This is a genomic window from uncultured Acetobacterium sp., from assembly GCF_927416815.1.
Classification (GTDB): Bacteria; Bacillota; Clostridia; order Eubacteriales; family Eubacteriaceae; genus Acetobacterium.
This window is the reverse complement of the sequence record NZ_CAKMJU010000056.1, coordinates 24,763-44,241: the sequence shown is the minus strand read 5'-3', so window position 1 is coordinate 44,241 and position 19,479 is coordinate 24,763. Positions and strand designations below refer to the sequence as shown.

The 19,479-nt window shown below is 42.1% G+C and carries 21 protein-coding genes and 1 tRNA gene; 18 read left to right on the top strand and 4 right to left on the bottom strand.

Features of this window, described 5'->3' with window-relative positions:
* The first annotated feature begins 1 nt into the window (after position 1).
* The 6 genes from QZ998_RS08885 (at position 2) to QZ998_RS08860 (ending at position 7,796) form a co-directional block, all read left to right on the top strand.
* Positions 2-1,741, top strand: a complete 1,740-nt coding sequence (locus QZ998_RS08885) for an ABC transporter ATP-binding protein (RefSeq protein WP_296559804.1) — start codon at positions 2-4, stop codon at positions 1,739-1,741.
* The gene (locus QZ998_RS08880; RefSeq protein WP_296559802.1) at positions 1,738-3,510 is read left to right on the top strand and encodes an ABC transporter ATP-binding protein; all 1,773 of its coding nucleotides are present in this window, start codon (positions 1,738-1,740) and stop codon (positions 3,508-3,510) included. Before QZ998_RS08885 ends, QZ998_RS08880 begins: the two co-directional genes overlap by 4 nt.
* 60 nt (positions 3,511-3,570) lie before the next feature.
* Positions 3,571-4,494, top strand: a complete 924-nt coding sequence (locus QZ998_RS08875) for an ATP-grasp domain-containing protein (protein WP_296559801.1) — start codon at positions 3,571-3,573, stop codon at positions 4,492-4,494.
* On the top strand, positions 4,488-5,405 hold the full coding sequence (locus QZ998_RS08870) for a RimK family alpha-L-glutamate ligase (protein ID WP_296559800.1): 918 nt from the start codon (positions 4,488-4,490) through the stop codon (positions 5,403-5,405). The genes QZ998_RS08875 and QZ998_RS08870 overlap by 7 nt, the downstream gene beginning before the upstream one ends.
* A gap of 137 nt (positions 5,406-5,542) precedes the next feature.
* On the top strand, positions 5,543-7,210 hold the full coding sequence (locus QZ998_RS08865) for a metallophosphoesterase (protein ID WP_296559799.1): 1,668 nt from the start codon (positions 5,543-5,545) through the stop codon (positions 7,208-7,210).
* Between the two features lie 109 nt (positions 7,211-7,319).
* Positions 7,320-7,796: a DNA-deoxyinosine glycosylase gene (locus QZ998_RS08860; RefSeq protein ID WP_296559798.1), complete on the top strand. Its 477-nt coding sequence runs from the start codon at positions 7,320-7,322 to the stop codon at positions 7,794-7,796.
* A gap of 30 nt (positions 7,797-7,826) precedes the next feature.
* Here QZ998_RS08860 and QZ998_RS08855 read toward each other — a convergent pair whose 3' ends face one another.
* From QZ998_RS08855 to QZ998_RS08845, 3 genes are all read right to left on the bottom strand, one after another.
* Positions 7,827-8,291 (bottom strand): GGDEF domain-containing protein, encoded by a 465-nt coding sequence (locus QZ998_RS08855; RefSeq protein ID WP_296559874.1) that lies wholly within the window; start codon positions 8,289-8,291, stop codon positions 7,827-7,829.
* A gap of 23 nt (positions 8,292-8,314) precedes the next feature.
* A complete protein-coding gene (locus QZ998_RS08850; protein ID WP_296559796.1) occupies positions 8,315-8,989 on the bottom strand; it encodes a hypothetical protein in 675 nt (224 codons plus the stop codon).
* A 426-nt stretch (positions 8,990-9,415) separates the two neighbouring features.
* Positions 9,416-9,838, bottom strand: coding sequence for a pyridoxamine 5'-phosphate oxidase family protein (locus tag QZ998_RS08845; RefSeq protein ID WP_296559793.1), 423 nt, complete (start codon positions 9,836-9,838; stop codon positions 9,416-9,418).
* 105 nt (positions 9,839-9,943) lie between these two features.
* Here QZ998_RS08845 and QZ998_RS08840 point away from each other — a divergent pair, with 105 nt between their 5' ends.
* From QZ998_RS08840 to QZ998_RS08820, 5 genes are all read left to right on the top strand, one after another.
* Positions 9,944-10,861 (top strand): YafY family protein, encoded by a 918-nt coding sequence (locus tag QZ998_RS08840; protein ID WP_296559791.1) that lies wholly within the window; start codon positions 9,944-9,946, stop codon positions 10,859-10,861.
* A 219-nt stretch (positions 10,862-11,080) separates the two neighbouring features.
* Entirely contained in the window at positions 11,081-11,440 is a 360-nt protein-coding gene (locus tag QZ998_RS08835; RefSeq protein WP_296559789.1) for a type II toxin-antitoxin system RelE/ParE family toxin, read from the top strand.
* Between the two features lie 2 nt (positions 11,441-11,442).
* On the top strand, positions 11,443-11,757 hold the full coding sequence (locus QZ998_RS08830; protein WP_296559788.1) for a helix-turn-helix transcriptional regulator: 315 nt from the start codon (positions 11,443-11,445) through the stop codon (positions 11,755-11,757).
* Complete coding sequence (locus QZ998_RS08825; RefSeq protein WP_296559787.1) at positions 11,754-11,912, top strand: hypothetical protein; 159 nt, start codon at positions 11,754-11,756, stop codon at positions 11,910-11,912. Before QZ998_RS08830 ends, QZ998_RS08825 begins: the two co-directional genes overlap by 4 nt.
* A gap of 50 nt (positions 11,913-11,962) precedes the next feature.
* A complete protein-coding gene (locus QZ998_RS08820) occupies positions 11,963-12,229 on the top strand; it encodes a tyrosine-type recombinase/integrase (protein ID WP_296559786.1) in 267 nt (88 codons plus the stop codon).
* A 121-nt stretch (positions 12,230-12,350) separates the two neighbouring features.
* Here QZ998_RS08820 and QZ998_RS08815 read toward each other — a convergent pair.
* Positions 12,351-12,426, bottom strand: a tRNA-Ala gene (locus QZ998_RS08815).
* 401 nt (positions 12,427-12,827) lie between these two features.
* Here QZ998_RS08815 and QZ998_RS08810 point away from each other — a divergent pair.
* The 7 genes from QZ998_RS08810 to QZ998_RS08780 all read left to right on the top strand — a co-directional run bounded on the left by QZ998_RS08810 (position 12,828) and on the right by QZ998_RS08780 (position 19,475).
* Positions 12,828-14,081 carry a PocR ligand-binding domain-containing protein gene (locus QZ998_RS08810; RefSeq protein ID WP_296559784.1) on the top strand — a complete coding sequence of 418 codons (1,254 nt, stop codon included), beginning with the start codon at positions 12,828-12,830 and terminating at the stop codon, positions 14,079-14,081.
* A 2-nt stretch (positions 14,082-14,083) separates the two neighbouring features.
* On the top strand, positions 14,084-15,202 hold the full coding sequence (locus QZ998_RS08805; protein WP_296559782.1) for a response regulator: 1,119 nt from the start codon (positions 14,084-14,086) through the stop codon (positions 15,200-15,202).
* A gap of 293 nt (positions 15,203-15,495) precedes the next feature.
* On the top strand, positions 15,496-15,771 hold the full coding sequence (gene eutM, locus QZ998_RS08800) for an ethanolamine utilization microcompartment protein EutM (protein WP_070371827.1): 276 nt from the start codon (positions 15,496-15,498) through the stop codon (positions 15,769-15,771).
* A gap of 29 nt (positions 15,772-15,800) precedes the next feature.
* Positions 15,801-16,586: a propanediol utilization microcompartment protein PduB gene (gene pduB, locus QZ998_RS08795; protein ID WP_026396058.1), complete on the top strand. Its 786-nt coding sequence runs from the start codon at positions 15,801-15,803 to the stop codon at positions 16,584-16,586.
* Positions 16,587-16,630: 44 nt separating this feature from the next.
* Complete coding sequence (locus QZ998_RS08790) at positions 16,631-18,292, top strand: propanediol/glycerol family dehydratase large subunit (RefSeq protein ID WP_296559872.1); 1,662 nt, start codon at positions 16,631-16,633, stop codon at positions 18,290-18,292.
* A 16-nt stretch (positions 18,293-18,308) separates the two neighbouring features.
* The gene (locus QZ998_RS08785; RefSeq protein WP_026396056.1) at positions 18,309-18,956 is read left to right on the top strand and encodes a propanediol/glycerol family dehydratase medium subunit; all 648 of its coding nucleotides are present in this window, start codon (positions 18,309-18,311) and stop codon (positions 18,954-18,956) included.
* 15 nt (positions 18,957-18,971) lie between these two features.
* Positions 18,972-19,475: a diol dehydratase small subunit gene (locus QZ998_RS08780; protein WP_186893711.1), complete on the top strand. Its 504-nt coding sequence runs from the start codon at positions 18,972-18,974 to the stop codon at positions 19,473-19,475.
* Positions 19,476-19,479: the final 4 nt, after the last annotated feature.

Genomic DNA, 19,479 nt, shown 5'->3' with positions numbered 1-19,479 from the left:
GATGGTCAGTTTACTGATACGTTATTTAAAAGATTACCGGCTTCAGATGATTCTGGTTTTTGTCTTTGTCCTCAGTCAGGCGGCAGCCCAGCTTTATCTGCCGACGATGATGGGTGATATTATTGAAAATGGGGTGGCTCAAGGGGATACCCCGTATATTTTAAAAAGCGGTGCGATGATGTTAGCGGTCTCGCTGCTAGCGGCGGTTTGTATGGTGGCGTCGAGCTACTATTCAGCCTATGTTACCGCCTCCTTTACCAGTCGGATTCGAGCGGATGTGTTTGACAAGGTCAAGAGTTTTTCTCAGACTGATTTTAATTTTTTTGGAGCGGCCACGCTGCTGACTCGTTCGACCACTGACGCCACCCAGATGCAAATCGTTGTCATTAACGGCTTGCGGTCACTGTTACTGGTTCCAATCACCGGCGTCGGCGCCCTGGTGATGGCCTTTCGCGAAAACATTACCCTGACGCTGTTGCTATTGGGATCGTTTTTGATCACCACCATTATCATCGGACTAACTACCGCCCGAAGTATGCCCTTGTTTAAGATCATGCAGCAGAAGGTCGATCGGCTAAACCTGTTGATGAAAGAAAAACTGACTGGAGTCCGGGCGATTCGGGCCTTTAATCGTCAGGATTATGAAACCGAGAAATTTGCTCAGGCCAATCAGGAAGGCATGCAAGCGGCGATAAAAGCGAATTATGCGGTGGCTTTTTTTGCCCCGCTGATGCAACTGATGATGAACCTGACAATGGTGATTATCCTGTGGTTAGGCGCTGAAGAAGTACAGCAGCAAATCGTCACTTTGGGCGGTTTGATGGTATTTATCCAATATGTCTTAATGTTTATGTCAGCCCTGGGTCTGGTATCGGCTTTACTGATGGCTTATCCTCAGGCGGCGGTTTCAGCCGCCCGGGTAAAAGAGGTGCTGGATACCGACTTTTCGATTCAGGATAAGAAAAATCCCACCGCCCTTAAAAACATTACCGGACGGATTGAATTTAAGGATGTCTCCTTTGGTTATAGCGGGGCGGAAATCAATGTCCTGGACCGCTTAAACTTTGTCGCTGAACCGGGAAAAATTACCGCGATCGTTGGTGCTACTGGTTCCGGAAAAACCACCCTGGTCAATCTGATTTTGCGGCTTTATGAGGTCAGTGCTGGGGCGATCGTGATCGATGGGATTGATATTAGGGATTGCAGCCAGCATGACTTAAGAAGCATCATTGCCTATGCGCCCCAGGAATCGGTGTTATTTAGCGGAACGGTGCTGGAAAACATTCGGGTCGGCAAGGATCAGGCCACCGAAGCAGAGGTCACCGAAGCCTTATCGGTCGCTCAGGCGCTTGATTTTGTCAATGAACGGGAAGGGCAGCTTAGTAGCACCATTTCCCAGGGTGGTAAGGATCTTTCCGGCGGCCAGCGGCAGCGTCTTTCGATTGCCCGAGCAGCGGTCAAAAAAGCCCCGATTACCATCTTTGATGACTGCTTCTCGGCACTTGATTTTAAAACCGACTCCCTGGTGCGAAAAGCCATTCGCGAAAAATTTGGCGATAAAACGGTGTTAATCATCGCCCAGCGGATCAGCACCATTAAACATGCCGATCGCATTCTGGTGCTTGACAACGGTGCCATTGTTGGTCAGGGCAAACACGAGGACCTGATCAAAGACTGTTTGGTTTATCAGGAAATTCTGAAATCCCAATCCTATAGCGATGGGAAGGAGGAATCACTATGAAAACCAAAAAAAGAAAATACAGCTTTGGAGCGATCGGTCAGCGGCTGAGTCATTATTTAAAGGACAAAAAACATCTCATCTTTTTTGTCGCAGTTGCACTGATTGCCAGCACCATCTTTGCAATTTTTGCGCCCGTTGTGACCAAGGATATCACCGATAGCATTGCTGATAGTATTACTAAAAACACCGATATTGACTTTTCATATATCAGCCAGCAGCTGATCATCCTGGCGGCGCTTTATATCTTAAGTGCCGGGTTTGCCTATTATGCGACCATGCGCACCACCTATCTGTCGCAATTGGCGATCAAGCGACTACGGGCCGATATTCAGGAAAAACTGAACAAACTGACCCTCAATGTCTTAGATCAGAGTGAACGGGGGGATCTACTTTCGCGGGTCACCAATGATGCGACGACCCTTTCTAGTGCGCTGCAAAGCAATCTGACCCAGATCCTGGTTCAGGCAACCAGTATTATTGGGATTATTGTGATGATGCTGGTGTTAAATGTGCAGCTGAGCCTGATCTTCTTTATTGCCCTTCCGCTGTCTTATTTTGTGATGAAATTGATCACAAAAAAAACCCAGGTGCTGTTCAGAAGACAGCAGCAGGAATTAGGATCACTAAATGGTCTGATTGAAGAGGTTTATGATGGCCATTTGATTGTCAAATCTTTTAATCATGAAGCTAAATCAGCCGAAAAATTTGATGCGATCAATCAGCGGTTCTTCAAATCCTATTTAAGTTCGCGATTTTATTCGGGGCTCAGCGCACCGCTGATGAAGCTGATCAACAACCTGGCCTATATCGGTATCTGTGTGATGGGTGGAATTTTTGTCATTACCGGCACCATGACGATTGGGACGATTCAGGCATTTCTGATTTATGCCAATAATATTGCCAGCCCTACCGCGTTAATTTCTAATAATTTGAACTTTATCCAGGCCGGTGCGGCAGCAGCCGAACGAATCTTTGAATTTCTCGATCGGGAAGAGGAGCAGCCGGATCGGGGCACCGAGGTTCTTGATGTAGCAACGACAAAAGGCCGAATTGAGTTTAAAAATGTCGAGTTTGGCTATCTTCCCGAGCGGACGCTATTTCATGATGTGTCATTAACAGCAGAACCGGGAGAAATTCTGGCGGTCGTTGGGCCCAGCGGCGCTGGTAAGACCACCCTGGTCAACCTGCTGATGCGTTTTTATGAAATCAACCAGGGCAGCATTCTTTTAGAAGGTTTGAATGTCAAAAACCTGACCCGACCTAATTTGAGATCTGCCTTTGGCATGGTGCTCCAGGATACCTGGCTGTTTGATGGCACCATTGAAGAAAATATTGCTTATGGCAAAAGCGGGGCAACCCGCGAAGATGTTATTGCAGCGGCAAAAAAAGCCCAGTGTGACGAATTTATCAGAAAACTGCCGCGGGGCTATGAGACGAGGATCGGCGGTGATTTTACCACCCTGTCCGAGGGAGAATGCCAGCTTCTGGCCATTGCCCGAACGATTATTGCCGATCCCAAGGTATTAATCCTGGATGAGGCGACCTCGTCAGTCGATACCCGAACCGAAATTTTGATCACCCAGGCCATGGAAGCAATGATGAAGGGACGAACCACCTTTATTATCGCCCATCGGCTCTTTACCATCAAAAATGCCGATAAGATTATTTTCATGATGGAAGGTGATATCAAAGAGGTTGGCAGTCATGCTGAACTGATGAAGCTGGGCGGTTTATACGCCAATTTATATTTAAGTGCATCAGATAATTAAAATTTAGATTGACAAAATTTCAGATATATTAAACGAGATAGATAAAATTAGGAGGTAAAAATGAAAGGTTGGTTATTAAGAAATCCCGGTAAAATGGAAGATCCATCAATTGTGAAAATTATGAAGGTGGTCGAAGAGCTCCATGTTGATCTGACGGTGGTTGATCCGCTACAGATCCATGTGGTCTGTGACCATGACTTTGACGGAAAACTCTATGTTGGTGACGAAATCATGGAGGTGCCGGATTATGTGGTGGCAGCCTTCTTTACCGAAAAAAACTACCATACCTCGGCGGCGCTGCGAATGCTGGAATCCCTCGGTGTGCTGTGTATCAATTCCTATGATGCCATCAAAAATGTCGACGACAAGCTGCTGACCTTTCAGTTGGTGGCGGAGTCGATTGAAGCGGTTTGCTTTCCCAAAACGCTGTTGGTTACCGAATCTACCGAAGCAGCCTTTGTCAGCAAACTGTTTGATTATCCCGTGGTGATGAAGGTCATGCATGGTAGTAAAGGCAAAGGGGTGGTGCTGGTCAATAATGAAAAAGAACTGGATAACCTGATCAGCATGAGTACCGCCAGTAAAATCGGTGATGAGATTATTATTCAGGAATGTATCAAAGCCTCCTCTGGTCGGGATCTGCGGATGATTTTGGCCAACGGAAAGTTTGTTAAATCATTTATCCGTCAAAATGAACAGAGCTTTCGCTCTAATCTTGCCAAGGGCGGTCATATTGTTGAATATACCCCGCCGGCTGCGGTAATTGAAGCCGCTGAAAAGGTGGCCCAGTTACTGAAGATCAATATGGGCAGTGTCGATTTTCTCTTTGGTGAAAATGATACCTTCTATCTATGTGAAGCCAATGCCATGCCCGGGGTTGCCTTTGACATCAAGGTGATGTTTGCGGATTTAATGAAACAGGTCAAGGACAGACCCGAACCGCTCTGGAAAAAACGTCTGCGAGAAGGTGGCAAAACATGTTAGGTTGGTTATTAGTCAATCACGAAACATTGGCAGAACCGTCAATCCAGACAATCATTGCACTCATTAATAAAATGGGCGTCAATATCAGAACGGTTGACGTCAGTGAGGTTCAGGTGATCTGTGAACCGGGTGACAGTCAGCATTGTTTTATCGCTGGCGAAGCGGTCGCTGTGCCGGACTTTTCGCTGTCGGCCTTTTTTGGTGGCAATAATTATCACAGCAAAGCCGTTGTCAAAATGCTGGAAGCCCTCAATGTGCTTTGTGTCAATAGCTCCGAAAGCCTGAACAACACCGCCGATAAGCTGCTGACCTTTCAAAAACTGGGAGCTGCCGAGCAGGGCTTTTTATTCCCCAAAACGGTGCTGATGACCCCCAAAACAAAACCGTCCTTTATTGCCAGTGAACTGGGACTGCCCTGTGTGGTTAAGGTGATGCACGGCAGCAAGGGCAAAGGGGTGGTTCAGATCAAGACCGAAAAAGAACTGGAAAATATTCTCGATCTTTATGCGGCTATGAATTTTGATGATCATATTCTGATTCAGGAGTGTATTGCTGCCTCAAAAGGTCGGGATATGCGGATTATGTTAAGCGGCGGAAAATTCTCAACCGCTTATATCCGGGATAATGGTGACAATTTTAAATCCAATCTTTCTCAGGGCGGCGACCTGCAGTTTATTACCCCATCGGCTGAAGTAATCGCAATTGCTGAAGATGCGGCGGCGGTGCTGGATATTTATTTTGGCAGCATCGATTTTCTGTTTGGCGAAAACGACAGCTATTATATCTGTGAAGCCAACTCGATGACCGGTTTGACCTATTCTAAGGACGCCCTTAGCAATACCGAGAGCAATCCCTTACTGCTGACGCTGAAAAATATTATGGTGGAAGCCCAGAAACGCAAGCAAAAATAATGGGCAAATAGCTAGAAATAGTCGATTGAGCTCCTGGGTTAATTGGGTTAACAATGACTAGATAAAAAAAGAAGCATAAGATTGTCCAGTAGCGTCAAAAATCAAATCAAAAATAAATGATTGAGGAGTTATGATTAATGAAAACCACAAAATATTTCAGCCTTGCCTGTTTAAAGATTGCCAATTCGATTCTGGGAGCCTATACGGCAATTCAGGATGGTGCAAAAGAGCTGACTATTGAGTCTAATGTGTTAATGTCGGACGAGCTTAATAACCCACCGGTAAATGATCAGATTCAAACCATTTTGCTTAAATTCAGTGATGAACTGGATCCGGCCACCATCAATGATGCGGTCAAGCTGTATCGCATCGATAGTGCTGGAGATCCGGTCGAAGAAGCCTGTGTCGTAAAAATCGATCTCAATGATCCCAAATCGATCCGCATCAATAATCAGGATATCACCCGGTTTGCCCAGGGAGAAGAATACAAACTTATCGTTAAAAGTAGCTTAGCTTCAAAAGATAAAGTTTCTTTGGGTGCTGACTATGTCGGCTATTTTGCTACCAATATAGATTTTGATTTATCTGGCAACCCGGAGTTAAACGAAGAACGAACCCAAATCATTATCGCCAGCGATTTTCATTTAGGCGTGGATTCATCTTTTGCTGAGCTGGAAAAGAACAAGCAGGCACTGGTGGATTTCCTGATCCAGGTAAAAAATTCGCCTAATGTCAAAGAACTGGTCATCGCTGGTGACTTATTGGATGAATGGTTTTTACCGATGGATTATCAAATGCCAGAGGAAAAGGCAGATTTCTTTGATCAGGTGGCGGCCAACAACCAGGCCATCATAGACGGCTTTAATGCCATCATCAAAGCCGGAGAAATTAAGCTAACCTATGTCCCCGGCAACCATGACTTATTGCTAACCGAAGCCGACGTAGCCCGAATCTTTCCGGGCATCAGCCAGGCCAGAGAAGCGCTCCAGGGTCTGGGCACCTATGTTACCGGGTCTAATTCAGAAATTGTCATCGAGCATGGTCACAAGTACAATTTTTTCTGTACCCCAGATCCAATCTCAAACCGAGCAATTACAAATGATGAGACCACTATTTTGCCACCGGGTTATTTCTTTACCCGAATTGCTACCACCTGTGTGATTGAGGGCCATCCCCAGTCCGATAATGTCTTCCCGGAGATGATTCCCAATAAAGAAGACCCCAGCCAATTTAATGCCTATTTATATTATCAAACCTGGAAGGCTATTTTGTCGGTCTTGCCAGTCAAAGAAAGCTTTGAGGACAAGGTTTTAAAAACCAATATTGATGGCTTTACCGAGAATTATGCCATCAATGACTGCATTCCCCAGCAAGATAAAGAAACCGGCGCGATAAGCGGCCTGCTTTTTCATAACATTCAGGATACCTGGGAGGAACGCCAGACCATCAACGGGATTAAAGCGAAAATTCCGGTCAGTGATGCGATCACAAAGGCTGCTGCCCCTGCTTTTACAGATATTCAGGCCAAAACTCAGTTTTTTGATTTGGACATGTCGAAACGGATTGTGGTGTTCGGACATACCCATGTGGCCGATGTTATTCCCATGACCAACCGCGATAATCAAAAAACCATTTATGCCAACAGCGGCACCTGGATTGACAATGCCCAGGGTTATCCCACCCGAACCTTTGTGGTGATCACACCGCCTAAAAACGGTTCAGCCATTGAAACAGTTAATCTTTATCAGTATTCACCCGATCAAACCATTACTCAATGGACGGAGGCTCAGGCTATCCGGATCTAAAGAATAAAAAAACCAAAACACCCGTGAATCTGCCTGGCAAATTCACGGGTGTTTTAAGATTAGATTAATATGATGTAATAAAAGATCAGCAGGGAGAAAAACGAAGCCGATGATTCATGCATTTGAACCAGTTTATAATAAGGAATCAAAAATTTTGATCTTGGGGACATTCCCGTCGGTAAAATCCCGAGCAAACGGTTTTTACTACCAGCATCCCCAAAACAGATTCTGGAAAGTTATCAGTGCCTTGGCGGGCGAGCCAACTCCTGACACCATTGAAGAACAAAAGAGGGTGCTGTTAGAAAACCATATCGCTGTCTGGGATGTGATTTATTCCTGTGATATCAATGGCTCAAGCGACAGCTCCATTAAGAATGTAGTGCCGAATGATATTTTGTCACTCTTAAATAAGACCGATATTGAAACCATTTATGCCAATGGCGGTAAGGCCTATGAATTGTATAACCGCTATTGTTATCAGGAAACCAACAAGGAAATCATCAAACTGCCATCCACCAGTCCCGCCAATGCCAGCTATTCCTTAGAAAAACTGGTGGCACATTGGAGGGGAGAGATTAGCTTATAAATCTAGGCGAGTGGGTCAATTACCTGATGTTTATTCTCGATATAATTTTATTTGGTTGCGGCCGTTCTCCTTGGCCTGATACAGAGCCTGGTCGGCCTTTAAAATGAAACTTTCAAGACTGTCAGCAGAATTGTCGTTGCTCTTCGGAATAGTTTCATCCACTGAGTGGACAACATAGCCGATACTCACAGTGACAACCCCAAAAGCAGAGGCTTCATGGCTGATTTGCATGGCTTCGATTGATTTGCGTATGTTTTCAACCAGGGTTGCGGTGTCAGTCAGATCGTCGAGTATGATAATAGTGACAAATTCCTCGCCACCGTAACGGGTGGTCAGTCCCTCAAATGGATGGTGGGACAGGCACTGGGCAACCTGGATCAGACATTGGTCACCCTGCAAGTGGCCATAGGTATCATTGTAGTTCTTAAAATAATCGATATCGACCATCAGCAGTGCAAACGCGATATGGGGATGACTTAAATAATAGCTTTCCAGCTTGCGGCGGTTGGGAATTCGGGTCAGACCATCCAGATCGATGAGATATTCCAGTTCTTTTTCTGATCGAGGATTGTCTGGGTACTGGAGAGCTGCTTTAACTTTGAGGTTAATATTGTCTGGGCAATGACAATGGCGAAAACCGTGCTGGCAATCACGTTGATCGAATTACCCTGTGTCATCAGGATCGAACTGGGGGTAAAAATAATGGAAATGACAAGAACCAGAAAACTGGGGGCGATAATACCTATCATTTCTAGAAATGATAGGTATAAAAAACTACCAATCAGCAATACATTAATGAGATATAAAAAGGTGGAACCCTGCTCAACGGATAACACGGCCGTAATCAAACTGGCAAAGAGCAGACAGAGCCCGGTGGCACCATAAAAAAAGATAAACTGCCGTTTCTTTACGGCTTCCGGAAAATGAGGGCTTCCGACACCAAAGATATAAATAATACTGGCTAGAATCCAGGCAATTCGCAAGGCTGATTCAATGGTGGTCAGCCCCACTAAGCCATCACTAGAATAATAAAGAACAAGTAACAGCAGGTTAACCAATGAACCGATCACGCCGATGATTTTTAAGCGTTTGATATTATCGCACAGCAAGGTTTTTCGCAAGATTGCCGTTTGTGTTTTATCATAGGCGGCATAGGGGTTGAGTGATAGAATAGCCGAATACAGTGTTTTCATGGGTCTCCTTCGTGTAGGCAACGTTTTCTTTATGCTTATTTTAGCAGAAATCGGGGATGAATAGAAATGAAATCTGTGTTGGTGCGGAATATTTTACACTTTTGAAAAGATATAAATGGTTTGAGTGTCAAGAGTAAGCTTGCCGATTCTTAACACAAATATGTAGAATGAGAGCATGTTGCAAAAAAACATAGCGTATGCTAATGGTTAAATTGAGTTTTGACACCTTAACCCAAAAATAGAAAGATTAGAGACCAAAGAAAACAATTTGAAGATCAGTTGACGGATTTTCTGGTATGGATTTGAAATTATTGTTCTTAGTGATTGAAGGACTTAGAACGAACAGAACAGTCTTTGAAGGGACTCTTAGAAAAAAGCTCAGTATAAAAATATCAGTTTTATCGGAGAGTCCCTTACCCCGGTGGACTAAAGAAGAATACTGCCGATATTCTCTAAGTCGACCGTCACATCGGCTTCGTGAAATTCGATTTCATACAATACGAGATGTTCGCCGACTTGTTCAATCGTTATTGCATAATCGGGAACTTTTTTAATGAATTCTGCACTCAAGTCGTAAATAGTACGGCTGCTTTTTTTGACCCGCCCATGTTTTACCCGCACATGGGCATTCCCCTCATGGGGGATGGTTGTAAATGCGACGGCTGTATTCTTAACAAATTCGGCCACCTTTTGATTATCGCCAAAGGTAGAAAAATAGATAATTCCCTGAGAACAATCCTGACAACAAAAATTTACAATTCTGACATTGGGTGCTCCGTCAATACAGGTTGCTAAAGCAATTTCCACCTGTTCTGCCATAATTCTCTCGTATTCTTTGACAAAGTCCATTTCAATACCTCCAATTTTTGATATGCTAAGCCTACCACACTAACCTTGACAGCAGTATGTCATAGTTGTAAAATTAAACCACTAATGTTCTAGGGGTGAATAATAATGAAGATTGATCGTCTCATTTCAATCATAATGGTGCTTTTAAATTGCGAAAGAATGAGCGCCACAAAACTTGCAAATATGTTTGAGGTTTCACCGCGTACTATTTATCGTGACATTGAGGCTATCGAAAAAGCCGGAATTCCTATTTTTACCACAACGGGATCAGAAGGTGGAATTGGTATTTTACCAGAGTTTAAAATTGACAAAAGCTTCTTTACCAGATCGGATATGCAAACCATCTTGATGGGACTAAATAGTGTTTCGACGACACTATCGTCAAAAGAGATGATTGGAACGCTTGAGAAAGTTAAAAATCTTCTGCCAAAAAAGCAAATCATAAAGGCGAATCAGATTACAATTGACCTAACGACATGGATGGGCAACAAATCGCTGCTCTTATTAATTGAACAAATAAAACAAGCTCTTAAAGAAAGTCGCCTACTGCAATTTTCATACTGCAATAATAATGGTGTTATCAGCAATCGACAGGTTGAACCCTATCAACTGGTGTTAAAGGAAACGCATTGGTATTTACAGGCTTACTGCCTGGAAAAACAGGATTTCCGCATATTTAAGTTATTTCGGATATCAAATTTGGTTATTGATACAACTTCGTTTATACCGAGAGCGTTTTCTCCCAAACCTTTGGGTGGTGGAGACTGGATTAATCATAACTTGATACCAATACAACTGCTAGTTGATGATTCTCTTTATGAAAAAATGATGGAACTCTGCGGGGAAGAACAAATTAAACCATTTGGAGAAAATAAGTTTCTGGTTGACTTTATGTTTGTCCCTGACGATTACGGATATAATATTTTACTGGGATTTGGTCCTGAATGTGAATGCATTGGCCCGATCGAAATCAGAACCGAACTAATCAATCGTATCGAAGCACTGGCTTCCCGTTACAGATAAGAAGAGCCGAAACCATATTAAAATCCCGCATCCGGGCATAAAAAAGTGCCGTAGGCACTTTTTTATTTTCTGGATCGTGTCGTAAATGGCGCAAATGTCATAAATTAATTTGTAGCCCCTGTTATATATGTTGTAAATGTTATAAACCCATGAAATTAATTAAAGCCGATTGCCAAAATATAACGAATATGTTATAATTCAGTTATAGAAGAGGTGACCATGTATAAAGTAATTTTCTATAAGGATTCCAAAGGCAATGAGCCTATAAGGGAATATCTCACCAGCTTAAAAGCCAAATCCAGCACCAGTAAGCAAGATCGTATCAAATTTACAAAAATCACTACCTATATGCGATCATTACAAGAATATGGTACCCGGATTGGTAACCCAACCGTTAAGTACATTGATGGTGATATCTGGGAGCTAAGACCTCTAGCAGACCGGATATTTTTCTTTTACTGGAAAGATGATACCTTTGTTTTGCTGCACTATTTCCATAAGAAAACGCAGAAAACCCCGCAGAAAGAAATTGATAAAGCAATAAAAAACATGAAAGATTTTAATGAAAGGATGTGCTAAAAATGAGTATCAAAATAGGCAATGAAGAATTTACAGATTTCAGCGACCTTTATAATGACCCTGATTTAATGAGCGATTCAGAAAGGGCAGAGGTCGAATTTGAGGTAGCCCTTATTGGTAAACTAATTGAAGCACGTGAAGCGAGCGGTTTTTCTCAACAAAAGCTTGCTGATCTAACAGGTCTAAAGCAACCGGCCATTGCGCGCCTTGAGAATCTCAAGTCCATCCCGAAGATTGACACCCTGTTTAAACTGCTTGATCCATTAGGTTATACACTGGCCATCGTTCCAAAAGAAAAGAAAGCGGCCAATAAATGAGTCAATACATAGAAATTAACGGCGTTGTTGAACTGCCCGATAATGTGGATCATGATCTATTCTGGGATGAATTCATTAATTTCCTTGAAAGTAAGGGTTACTATTTCGGCGGTGGCTCACAAGAGATCGATGAAGAGGGAAACGTAATCGGATAAAGCCGACCATTAAAGCCCGGGTATAATGTCCCCCTTGTCTAGGGGAGCCCATGAGCCTGGACACCATCGGCGGTTATTTGAAGAAGTTCACCGATAAGCACGGACTAAAGCCGGTACACCTGCATTCACTCCGGCACACCAACGCCTCGATACTCATTGCCAGCGGCGTGGATCTCAAAACGGTATCCTCACGGCTGGGACATTCTAATTTATCCACAACGGGTAATATCTATGCTCATGTGATTAATTCGGCCGATGCAAAGGCCAGCGATGCCCTGGATCATATTCTAGTCACAAAATCCCGTAAAGCTCAGTAACTTTTGTTATTGGGCTTTAGTTTTTTAAAAAAGTGTCCCCAAGGTAGGGGTTTTTTGACCCGATTTTACACCTGGGCATAAAAAAAGAGAACCTCAACGGCTCTCTTATACAATTCTTAATTGGTGGAGATGAGGGGACTCGAACCCCTGGCCTTCTGACTGCCAGTCAGACGCGATCCCAACTTCGCCACACCCCCAGATGATACTGCTTTCAGGACACTTTTACAGTATAATTGAGGTGTCTTTTTTTTGCAAGTGTTTTTTTAAAAAGATGAGAAAAATTTCAAGTATTTTCTTAATCTGGGGATAAAGTGAGTAAAAAAGTACCGATTGACTGGAAATGAATCAAAAAAATTAGATATATTTTTGACAACCGATAAAATATGGGATTGTTCAAATACTGAAGTCAAGAAAATATCTGATCCGGCTTAAATCGTGACAACTATAAAAATCCGAAGCAATATAATACTGATGCAAAGCAAAATATTCTAAAGTGGTAAAAAAAATGCCAAAAATTTCCTGTTTGTGTTATAATATTACTCAATGGAAATCGAAGCAAATGAAGTTTTATGGGATTATTGACTAAAGGGGTTGTTTTATGAGAGTCTTACTAAAGATTACTGACATTATTGATGTAGAGGTGCTGCAAAGAATACAGGATTCTTTTTCAGACGCCACTGGACTTGCTGCGGTTACAGTAGATTACAAAGGCAATCCGATAACGGAATACAGTAATTTTTCAGAGTTCTGTAATTGTGTCAGAAAAGACAGTAATAATCGGGATTGTTGTTATCAATCGGATGCCCATGGGGGTATTGAGTCAGCGCGATCCGGAAAACCATCGATTTACATTTGTCATGGGGGTCTGGTAGATCTTGCTGTTCCAATCATGGTCAAGGGAAATTACCTGGGCGCCATTATGGCTGGCCAGGTAAAAATTGATGAAGAAGAAATGAAGCGTTTACCTTTTGGTACCAGCCATGAACTGACGGATTTCTCAAAAAACCCTGAGATTATGGATTTATATGACAAAACATTAAAGACATCATTAACCCAAGTAAGAGCAGCGGCGGATCTGCTTTATACGATCGCTAATTATCTGGTTGAAAAACAGATGATTCACATTATCCAGGAGGAATTGCATAATAAGAATCTGGAATTAATGGAAGAGGTAAAACTGCGAAGTGAGGTTGAGGCTTCGTTGAAAGAAGCTGATCTAAAAGCTCTGCAGGCTCAGATCAATCCGCATTTTCTGTTTAATGTTTTAAACACGATTGGTCGGTTGGCGCTTTTGGAAGGGGCCGATAAAACCCAGGAAATGATATATGCTTTTTCAGATATGATGCGCTACACCCTGAAAAAAGAAAAAAACAATGTGGTAACGCTAAAAGAAGAAATGGAACATGTGCAAAATTATTTATCCATCCAGAAGATGCGTTTGGGCAATCGCCTGAATTATCTGGTGGAAGTGGATGAGATGGCAGAAGATATCTTATGTCCGTTTATGACCATCCAGCCCTTCGTGGAGAATGCTATTATTCATGCCATTGAACCAAATGCAAGAGGTGGCGAAGTCAAAATAACAGCTGACATCATGAAAGAAATTGCCATCTTGAAAATTGTTGACGATGGTAAAGGGATTCCAGATGATCGCATCCATAAAATTCTGGATGGCACTTATGAAGCCGATGGTCGGGAAAAGAATACCGGAATTGGCATTAATAATGCAAACAAGCGGCTGATGTATTACTACGGCGTCGATTATGGGGTTGAAATAAAAAGTGAGCTTGAAAAGGGCACTGAAATTACCATTAAAATACCCCGTAAATCTCTAGCTGGGAGGGGATTATAATCATGTATAAACTGTTTATTGTAGAAGACGAGCATTTAGAAATTGAAGCGATCAAGCTCATTCTGAGTCAACATGGGGAAAACATCGAGGTAGTCGGCGAAGCATCTTCGGGACTGGTAGCAATTGAAGAAATTCGACGATTAAATCCAGATATTATCCTGTTGGACATCAATATTCCGGAGATTAACGGGATTGATGTGTTGAAGATGGTGAAAAAAGAAGACCATGAAAAAAAGGTCATTTTAATTACTGCATTCAATGAATTTGATTTTGCCCATCAGGCCATCAAAGCCCGGGTGGATGATTTTCTTTTAAAACCGATCCGCCCCCAACAGCTCATGGATTCAATTAATCAAAGTATTGATTCATTAAAGAACAATGCGAAAGAACGATTTGACGAAAAAATGAACGAGGTTATTTTTGCAATTATTCAGAAAAAGTACAGCGATGCCAGAACAGCGCTGATTAGCTATCTGGATATGATTTATGACTATCATACCTATGATATTATGTCAGTTCAGGCAGAAATCAAACATTTTATGGAAGAACTTAATATCGTCACCCAGGACATGTGCGGTTATGAACTGAGTAGCCCGCTCTGTTCAAGTAATAACATGCAATTTGTCAGTGGTTATAAGAATCGCTATGATTTAAAAATCGAGATCATGAAAACTATCGACAAGGTCTTTGACCGGATGCTCGACAACAAAGAAACACGAAAAAACAATATCGAAGATATTTTGAATTATATTGACCGAAACTGTTACAAAGATATTTCCCTGGATCAGGTCGGCGAGTATGCCAATATGAGTTCATACTACTTGAGTAAGATCTTTAAAAAGGAAACAGGCGTTAATTTTGTTACCTACCTGACCGAACGAAAAATCGAAATCGCTAAAGATATGCTGGCCAATACTGATGTTCCAATCATCAATATCGCCCTTGATCTTTCCTATCATGAACCGAATTATTTCAGCAAGGTCTTTAAGAAGAGTACCGGAATGACGCCGACCGAATACCGCAAAGAGCGTCGTGGTATCGCTTTGGAGGAAGAAGAGCATTCAGCCAGCAACCATCAAAAGGATGAAAAATATTTAGAAAAGCGTCGGGAAGTATCCTGACATAAAAAGCAAATAAAAAGGTAAAAGTAAAGAACAGGAAAACCTCGTGGTTGACCTGTTCTTTTTGTTTGAAGAAGTGAAATGTGACAGCTTTAAAGTGTAGGTGTTAGACAAAATATTACACCATGTTTTTGTGTACAGAGACAAAAAACAGCGATAGTAAAAGGTTTTCAAGCCAACTGAAAGATAGCTAGAATAATTTTATAAGAATAGCACAAGTAATTATCATAGACTTTGAATTAAAATATAGGTAGTTCAATAACAAAATCTTGAAATTAAGGAGGATAGAGCTTATGACAAACGAAGCTTTAGGCATGATTGAAACTAAAGGATTGGTTGCAGTAATCGAAGCAGCTGACGCGATGGTAAAATCAGCAAATGTATCATTAGTAGGCTACGAAAAAATCGGTTCCGGGTTAGTAACTGTTATGGTTCGTGGTGATGTTGGAGCTGTTAAAGCTGCAGTTGATGCAGGTGCTGCGGCAGCTGACAAAGTAGGACAGGTTGTTTCAGTACACGTAATCCCAAGACCACACGGTGATGTGGAGAAAATTTTACCAAGTCTATAATATTTTAATAATTACGGAGGTGTAAATTAATGAAAGATGATTTAATGAACAAGTTGATGGAAGAAGTTATGAAAAAAATGAGCGAAGTTGAAGAAACTGGCTCAGTAGCCGCTGCAACCGGTGTATGCGGATTGACCGAATTTGTAGGAACAGCTGTTGGTAACACAATCGGTTTTGTTATTGCAAACGTGGACAGAACTTTACACGAAGCGATGAAAATTGATCCTAAATACAGATCTATTGGTATTCTTTCCGCTAGAACTGGTGCTGGTCCTCAGATTTTCGCTGCTGATGAAGCTGTAAAAGCTACTAATTGCGAAGTTGTTTCTTGTGAACTTGCAAGAGATACTGAAGGTGGCGCAGGTCATGGTTCTTTAATTATCTTTGGTGCTGAAGATGTATCTGATGCTAAACGTGCTGTTGAAGTTGCTCTTAACGACTTAAACAGAACCTTCGGAGATGTATATGCAAATGCTGCAGGTCACTTGGAATTCCAATACACTGCACGAGCAAGCTTCGCTTGTAATATGACTTTAGGCGCTCCAATCGGAAAAGCCTTTGCAATCATTGTTGGCGCACCAGCTGGTATCGGCGTATTAATGTCAGATGCTGCTTTAAAAGCTGCTAACGTAGAACTTTGTGGTTATGCTTCACCAGATAATGGTGGCACCAAATATTCGAATGAATCAATGATCTTCATTTCTGGAGACGCTGGTGCAGTTCGTCAAGCCGTATACGCTGCTAGAGAAGTTGGTAAACAAGCTTTAGAAGCTCTTGGCGGTCCTTGCCCACCTGTAACAACTCCTTATATTTAAGTAGCTGTTGTTAGTTTTCTAAGAAAGTAGGAGGAATAATGACTATGAAGTCAAAAAGATTTGAAGCTTTAGCAGCTCGTCCAGTCAAAAAGGATGGTTTCGTTAAAGAATGGCCAGAAGTAGGTCTCATTGCAATGAACAGCCCGCAAGACCCAACACCAAGCTTGGTTGTTGAAAATGGAGTGGTTGTAGAATTAGATGGAAAAAAACGAGCTGAATTTGATATGCTTGATACTTTCATCGCAAACTATGCGATTCGTTTAGAAAAAGCCCAGGAATATATGGCAATGGATTCTATCAAAATTGCCAATATGCTGGTTGATATTAATGTGCCAAGAGATATCGTTGTAGATATTACTACCTCGATCACTCCTGCTAAAATAACAGAAGTACTTGGTCACATGACCGTATTAGAAATGATGATGGCTCAAAGTAAAATGCGAGCTCGTTTAATGCCTTCTAACCAATGTCATGTTACTAACGTAAAAGATAACATGGTTCAAATCGCTGCTGATGCTGCAGAAGCTGCTATCCGTGGATTTGATGAAATGGAAACAACAGTCGGTATCGGTCGTTATGCACCATTTAACGCCCTTGCTATCATGGTCGGTGCAAATGTTGGTCGTCCTGGTATCTTAACACAATGTGCTGTTGAAGAAGCTACCGAACTTGACCTTGGTATGAAAGGTTACACCGCTTACGCTGAAACTATTTCTGTATATGGTACAGAACCAGTTTTCATGGATGGTGATGATACTCCATACTCTAAAGCTTTCTTAGCATCAAGCTACGCTTCTCGTGGTTTAAAAATGCGTTTTACATCTGGTTCTGGATCAGAAGTACAAATGGGTTATGCAGAAGGCAAATCAATGCTTTATCTTGAAGCTCGATGCTTATACATCACTAAGGGTGCCGGCGTACAAGGAAGCCAGAATGGTTCAGTTTCTTGTATCGGTGTTCCAGCTGGTGTACCAGGCGGTATCCGAGAAGTATTGGCTGAAAACTTATTAGCAGCATGCCTCGATTTAGAGTGTGCTTCTTCTAATGACCAGACCTTTACTCACTCTGACTTACGACGCGTTGCTCGTTCATTAATGCAAATGGTACCAGGAACTGATTACATCTGTTCTGGTTACTCTGCTACACCTAACTATGATAATATGTTTGCAGGCTCCAACTGGGATGCAGATGATTATGATGATTGGAATGTAATCCAACGTGACTTAAAAATCGATGCCGGTTTACAGCCAGCTGATGAAGATACCGTTGTTGCTGCTCGTGCTAAAGGCGCTCGCGCAATGCAGATCTTATTTAGAGAATTAGGCTTAACCGAAATTACTGATGCTGAAGTTGAAGCAGCAACCTATGCACGCGGATCACAAGATATGCCTGACCGTGATGTTGTTGCTGACCTTAAAGCTGTTGAAGATTTAATGGGTCGCGGTGCTACTGCGGTTGACTTTATTAAAGCTTTAGACCGCGGTGGCATGAGAGATGTTGCTGAATCAATCTTTAACATTCAGTTACAGAAATGTGCTGGTGACTACTTACACACTGCTTCTAAATTAAGCGCTACATGGGAATGTATTTCAGCAGTTAACTATCCAAATACCTATCATGGAGTAAAAACTGGTTATGTAATCAGTGATGAAAGATGGGCACAAATCCAAGATATTCCATGGGCTGTTGACCCAGCAAGCATATAGGAAGGGGTGTAAAAAAATGGCTATAAACGAACAAATGTTAAAAAGCATTATTGAAGATGTTTTAAAAGAAATGACTGGCGCTGCGCCAGCTTCTGCACCAGCTGCTACTGCTGCCGGCGCTGTTAAACTTTCTCCAATCGGAGAAGCAAAACAAGGAATGGCAAGTGATGAAGTTCTGATCGGTTTAGCTCCTGCTTTTGCAGAATCTCAAACGGTCACAATCACTGGAATTCCTCACGATAAAGTTCTTAAAGAAATTATCGCTGGTATCGAAGAAGAAGGCTTAAAAGCCCGAGTTATCAAAATTTACCGAAGTTCTGACGTTGCTGTATGCGGTCATACCGCTGCAAAACTTTCTGGATCAGGTATCGGTATTGGCTTACAGTCAAAAGGTACTTCATTAATTCACCAAAAAGATTTACCACAGTTAAGTAACTTAGAATTATTTTCTCAAGCACCATTGATCGATTTAGAAACATATCGAATGATTGGGAAAAACGCTGCTAAATATGCTAAAGGCGAAAGCCCAGCACCCGTTCCAGTAAGAAACGACCAAATGGCTCGTCCAGCTTACCAGGCAAAGGCAGCCTTATTACATATTAAAGAAACTGAACATGTTGAAGCCGGTAAAAAAGCCGTCGAACAACAAGTTTCGTTTGTATAAGTGGAGGTGACCAGAATGACACAAGAACAAATGTTGGAACAAATCGTTAAACAAGTTATGAGTTCTATGAGTACCGCTGCAGCTCCAGCTCCAGCAGCTTGCGGAACCGTTACGAAAGCTGATTATCCAATCGGAGATAAAAGACCAGAACTGATCTTCTCTGCTACCGGAAAAGCTTACAAAGAATTAACCTTAGATAAATTATTAGCTGGCCAATTAACACCAGAAGACTTACGTATCAGACCGGAAACCCTTGAACTGCAAGCTCAAGTTGCTGAATCTGTAAACCGTGATGCATTTGCCAGAAACTTAAGAAGAGCTGCTGAACTGATTGCTGTTCCAGATGCTCGTTTATTAGAAATCTACAATGCCCTTCGTCCATACAAATCAACCAAAGACGAATTATTGGCGATTGCTGCTGAACTTAAAAATCAATACAATGCTCCAATTTCAGCTTCTTTAGTAGCTGAAGCTGCTGAAGTATACTACAACAGAAAACGATCAAAAGAATTCTTATAGAATT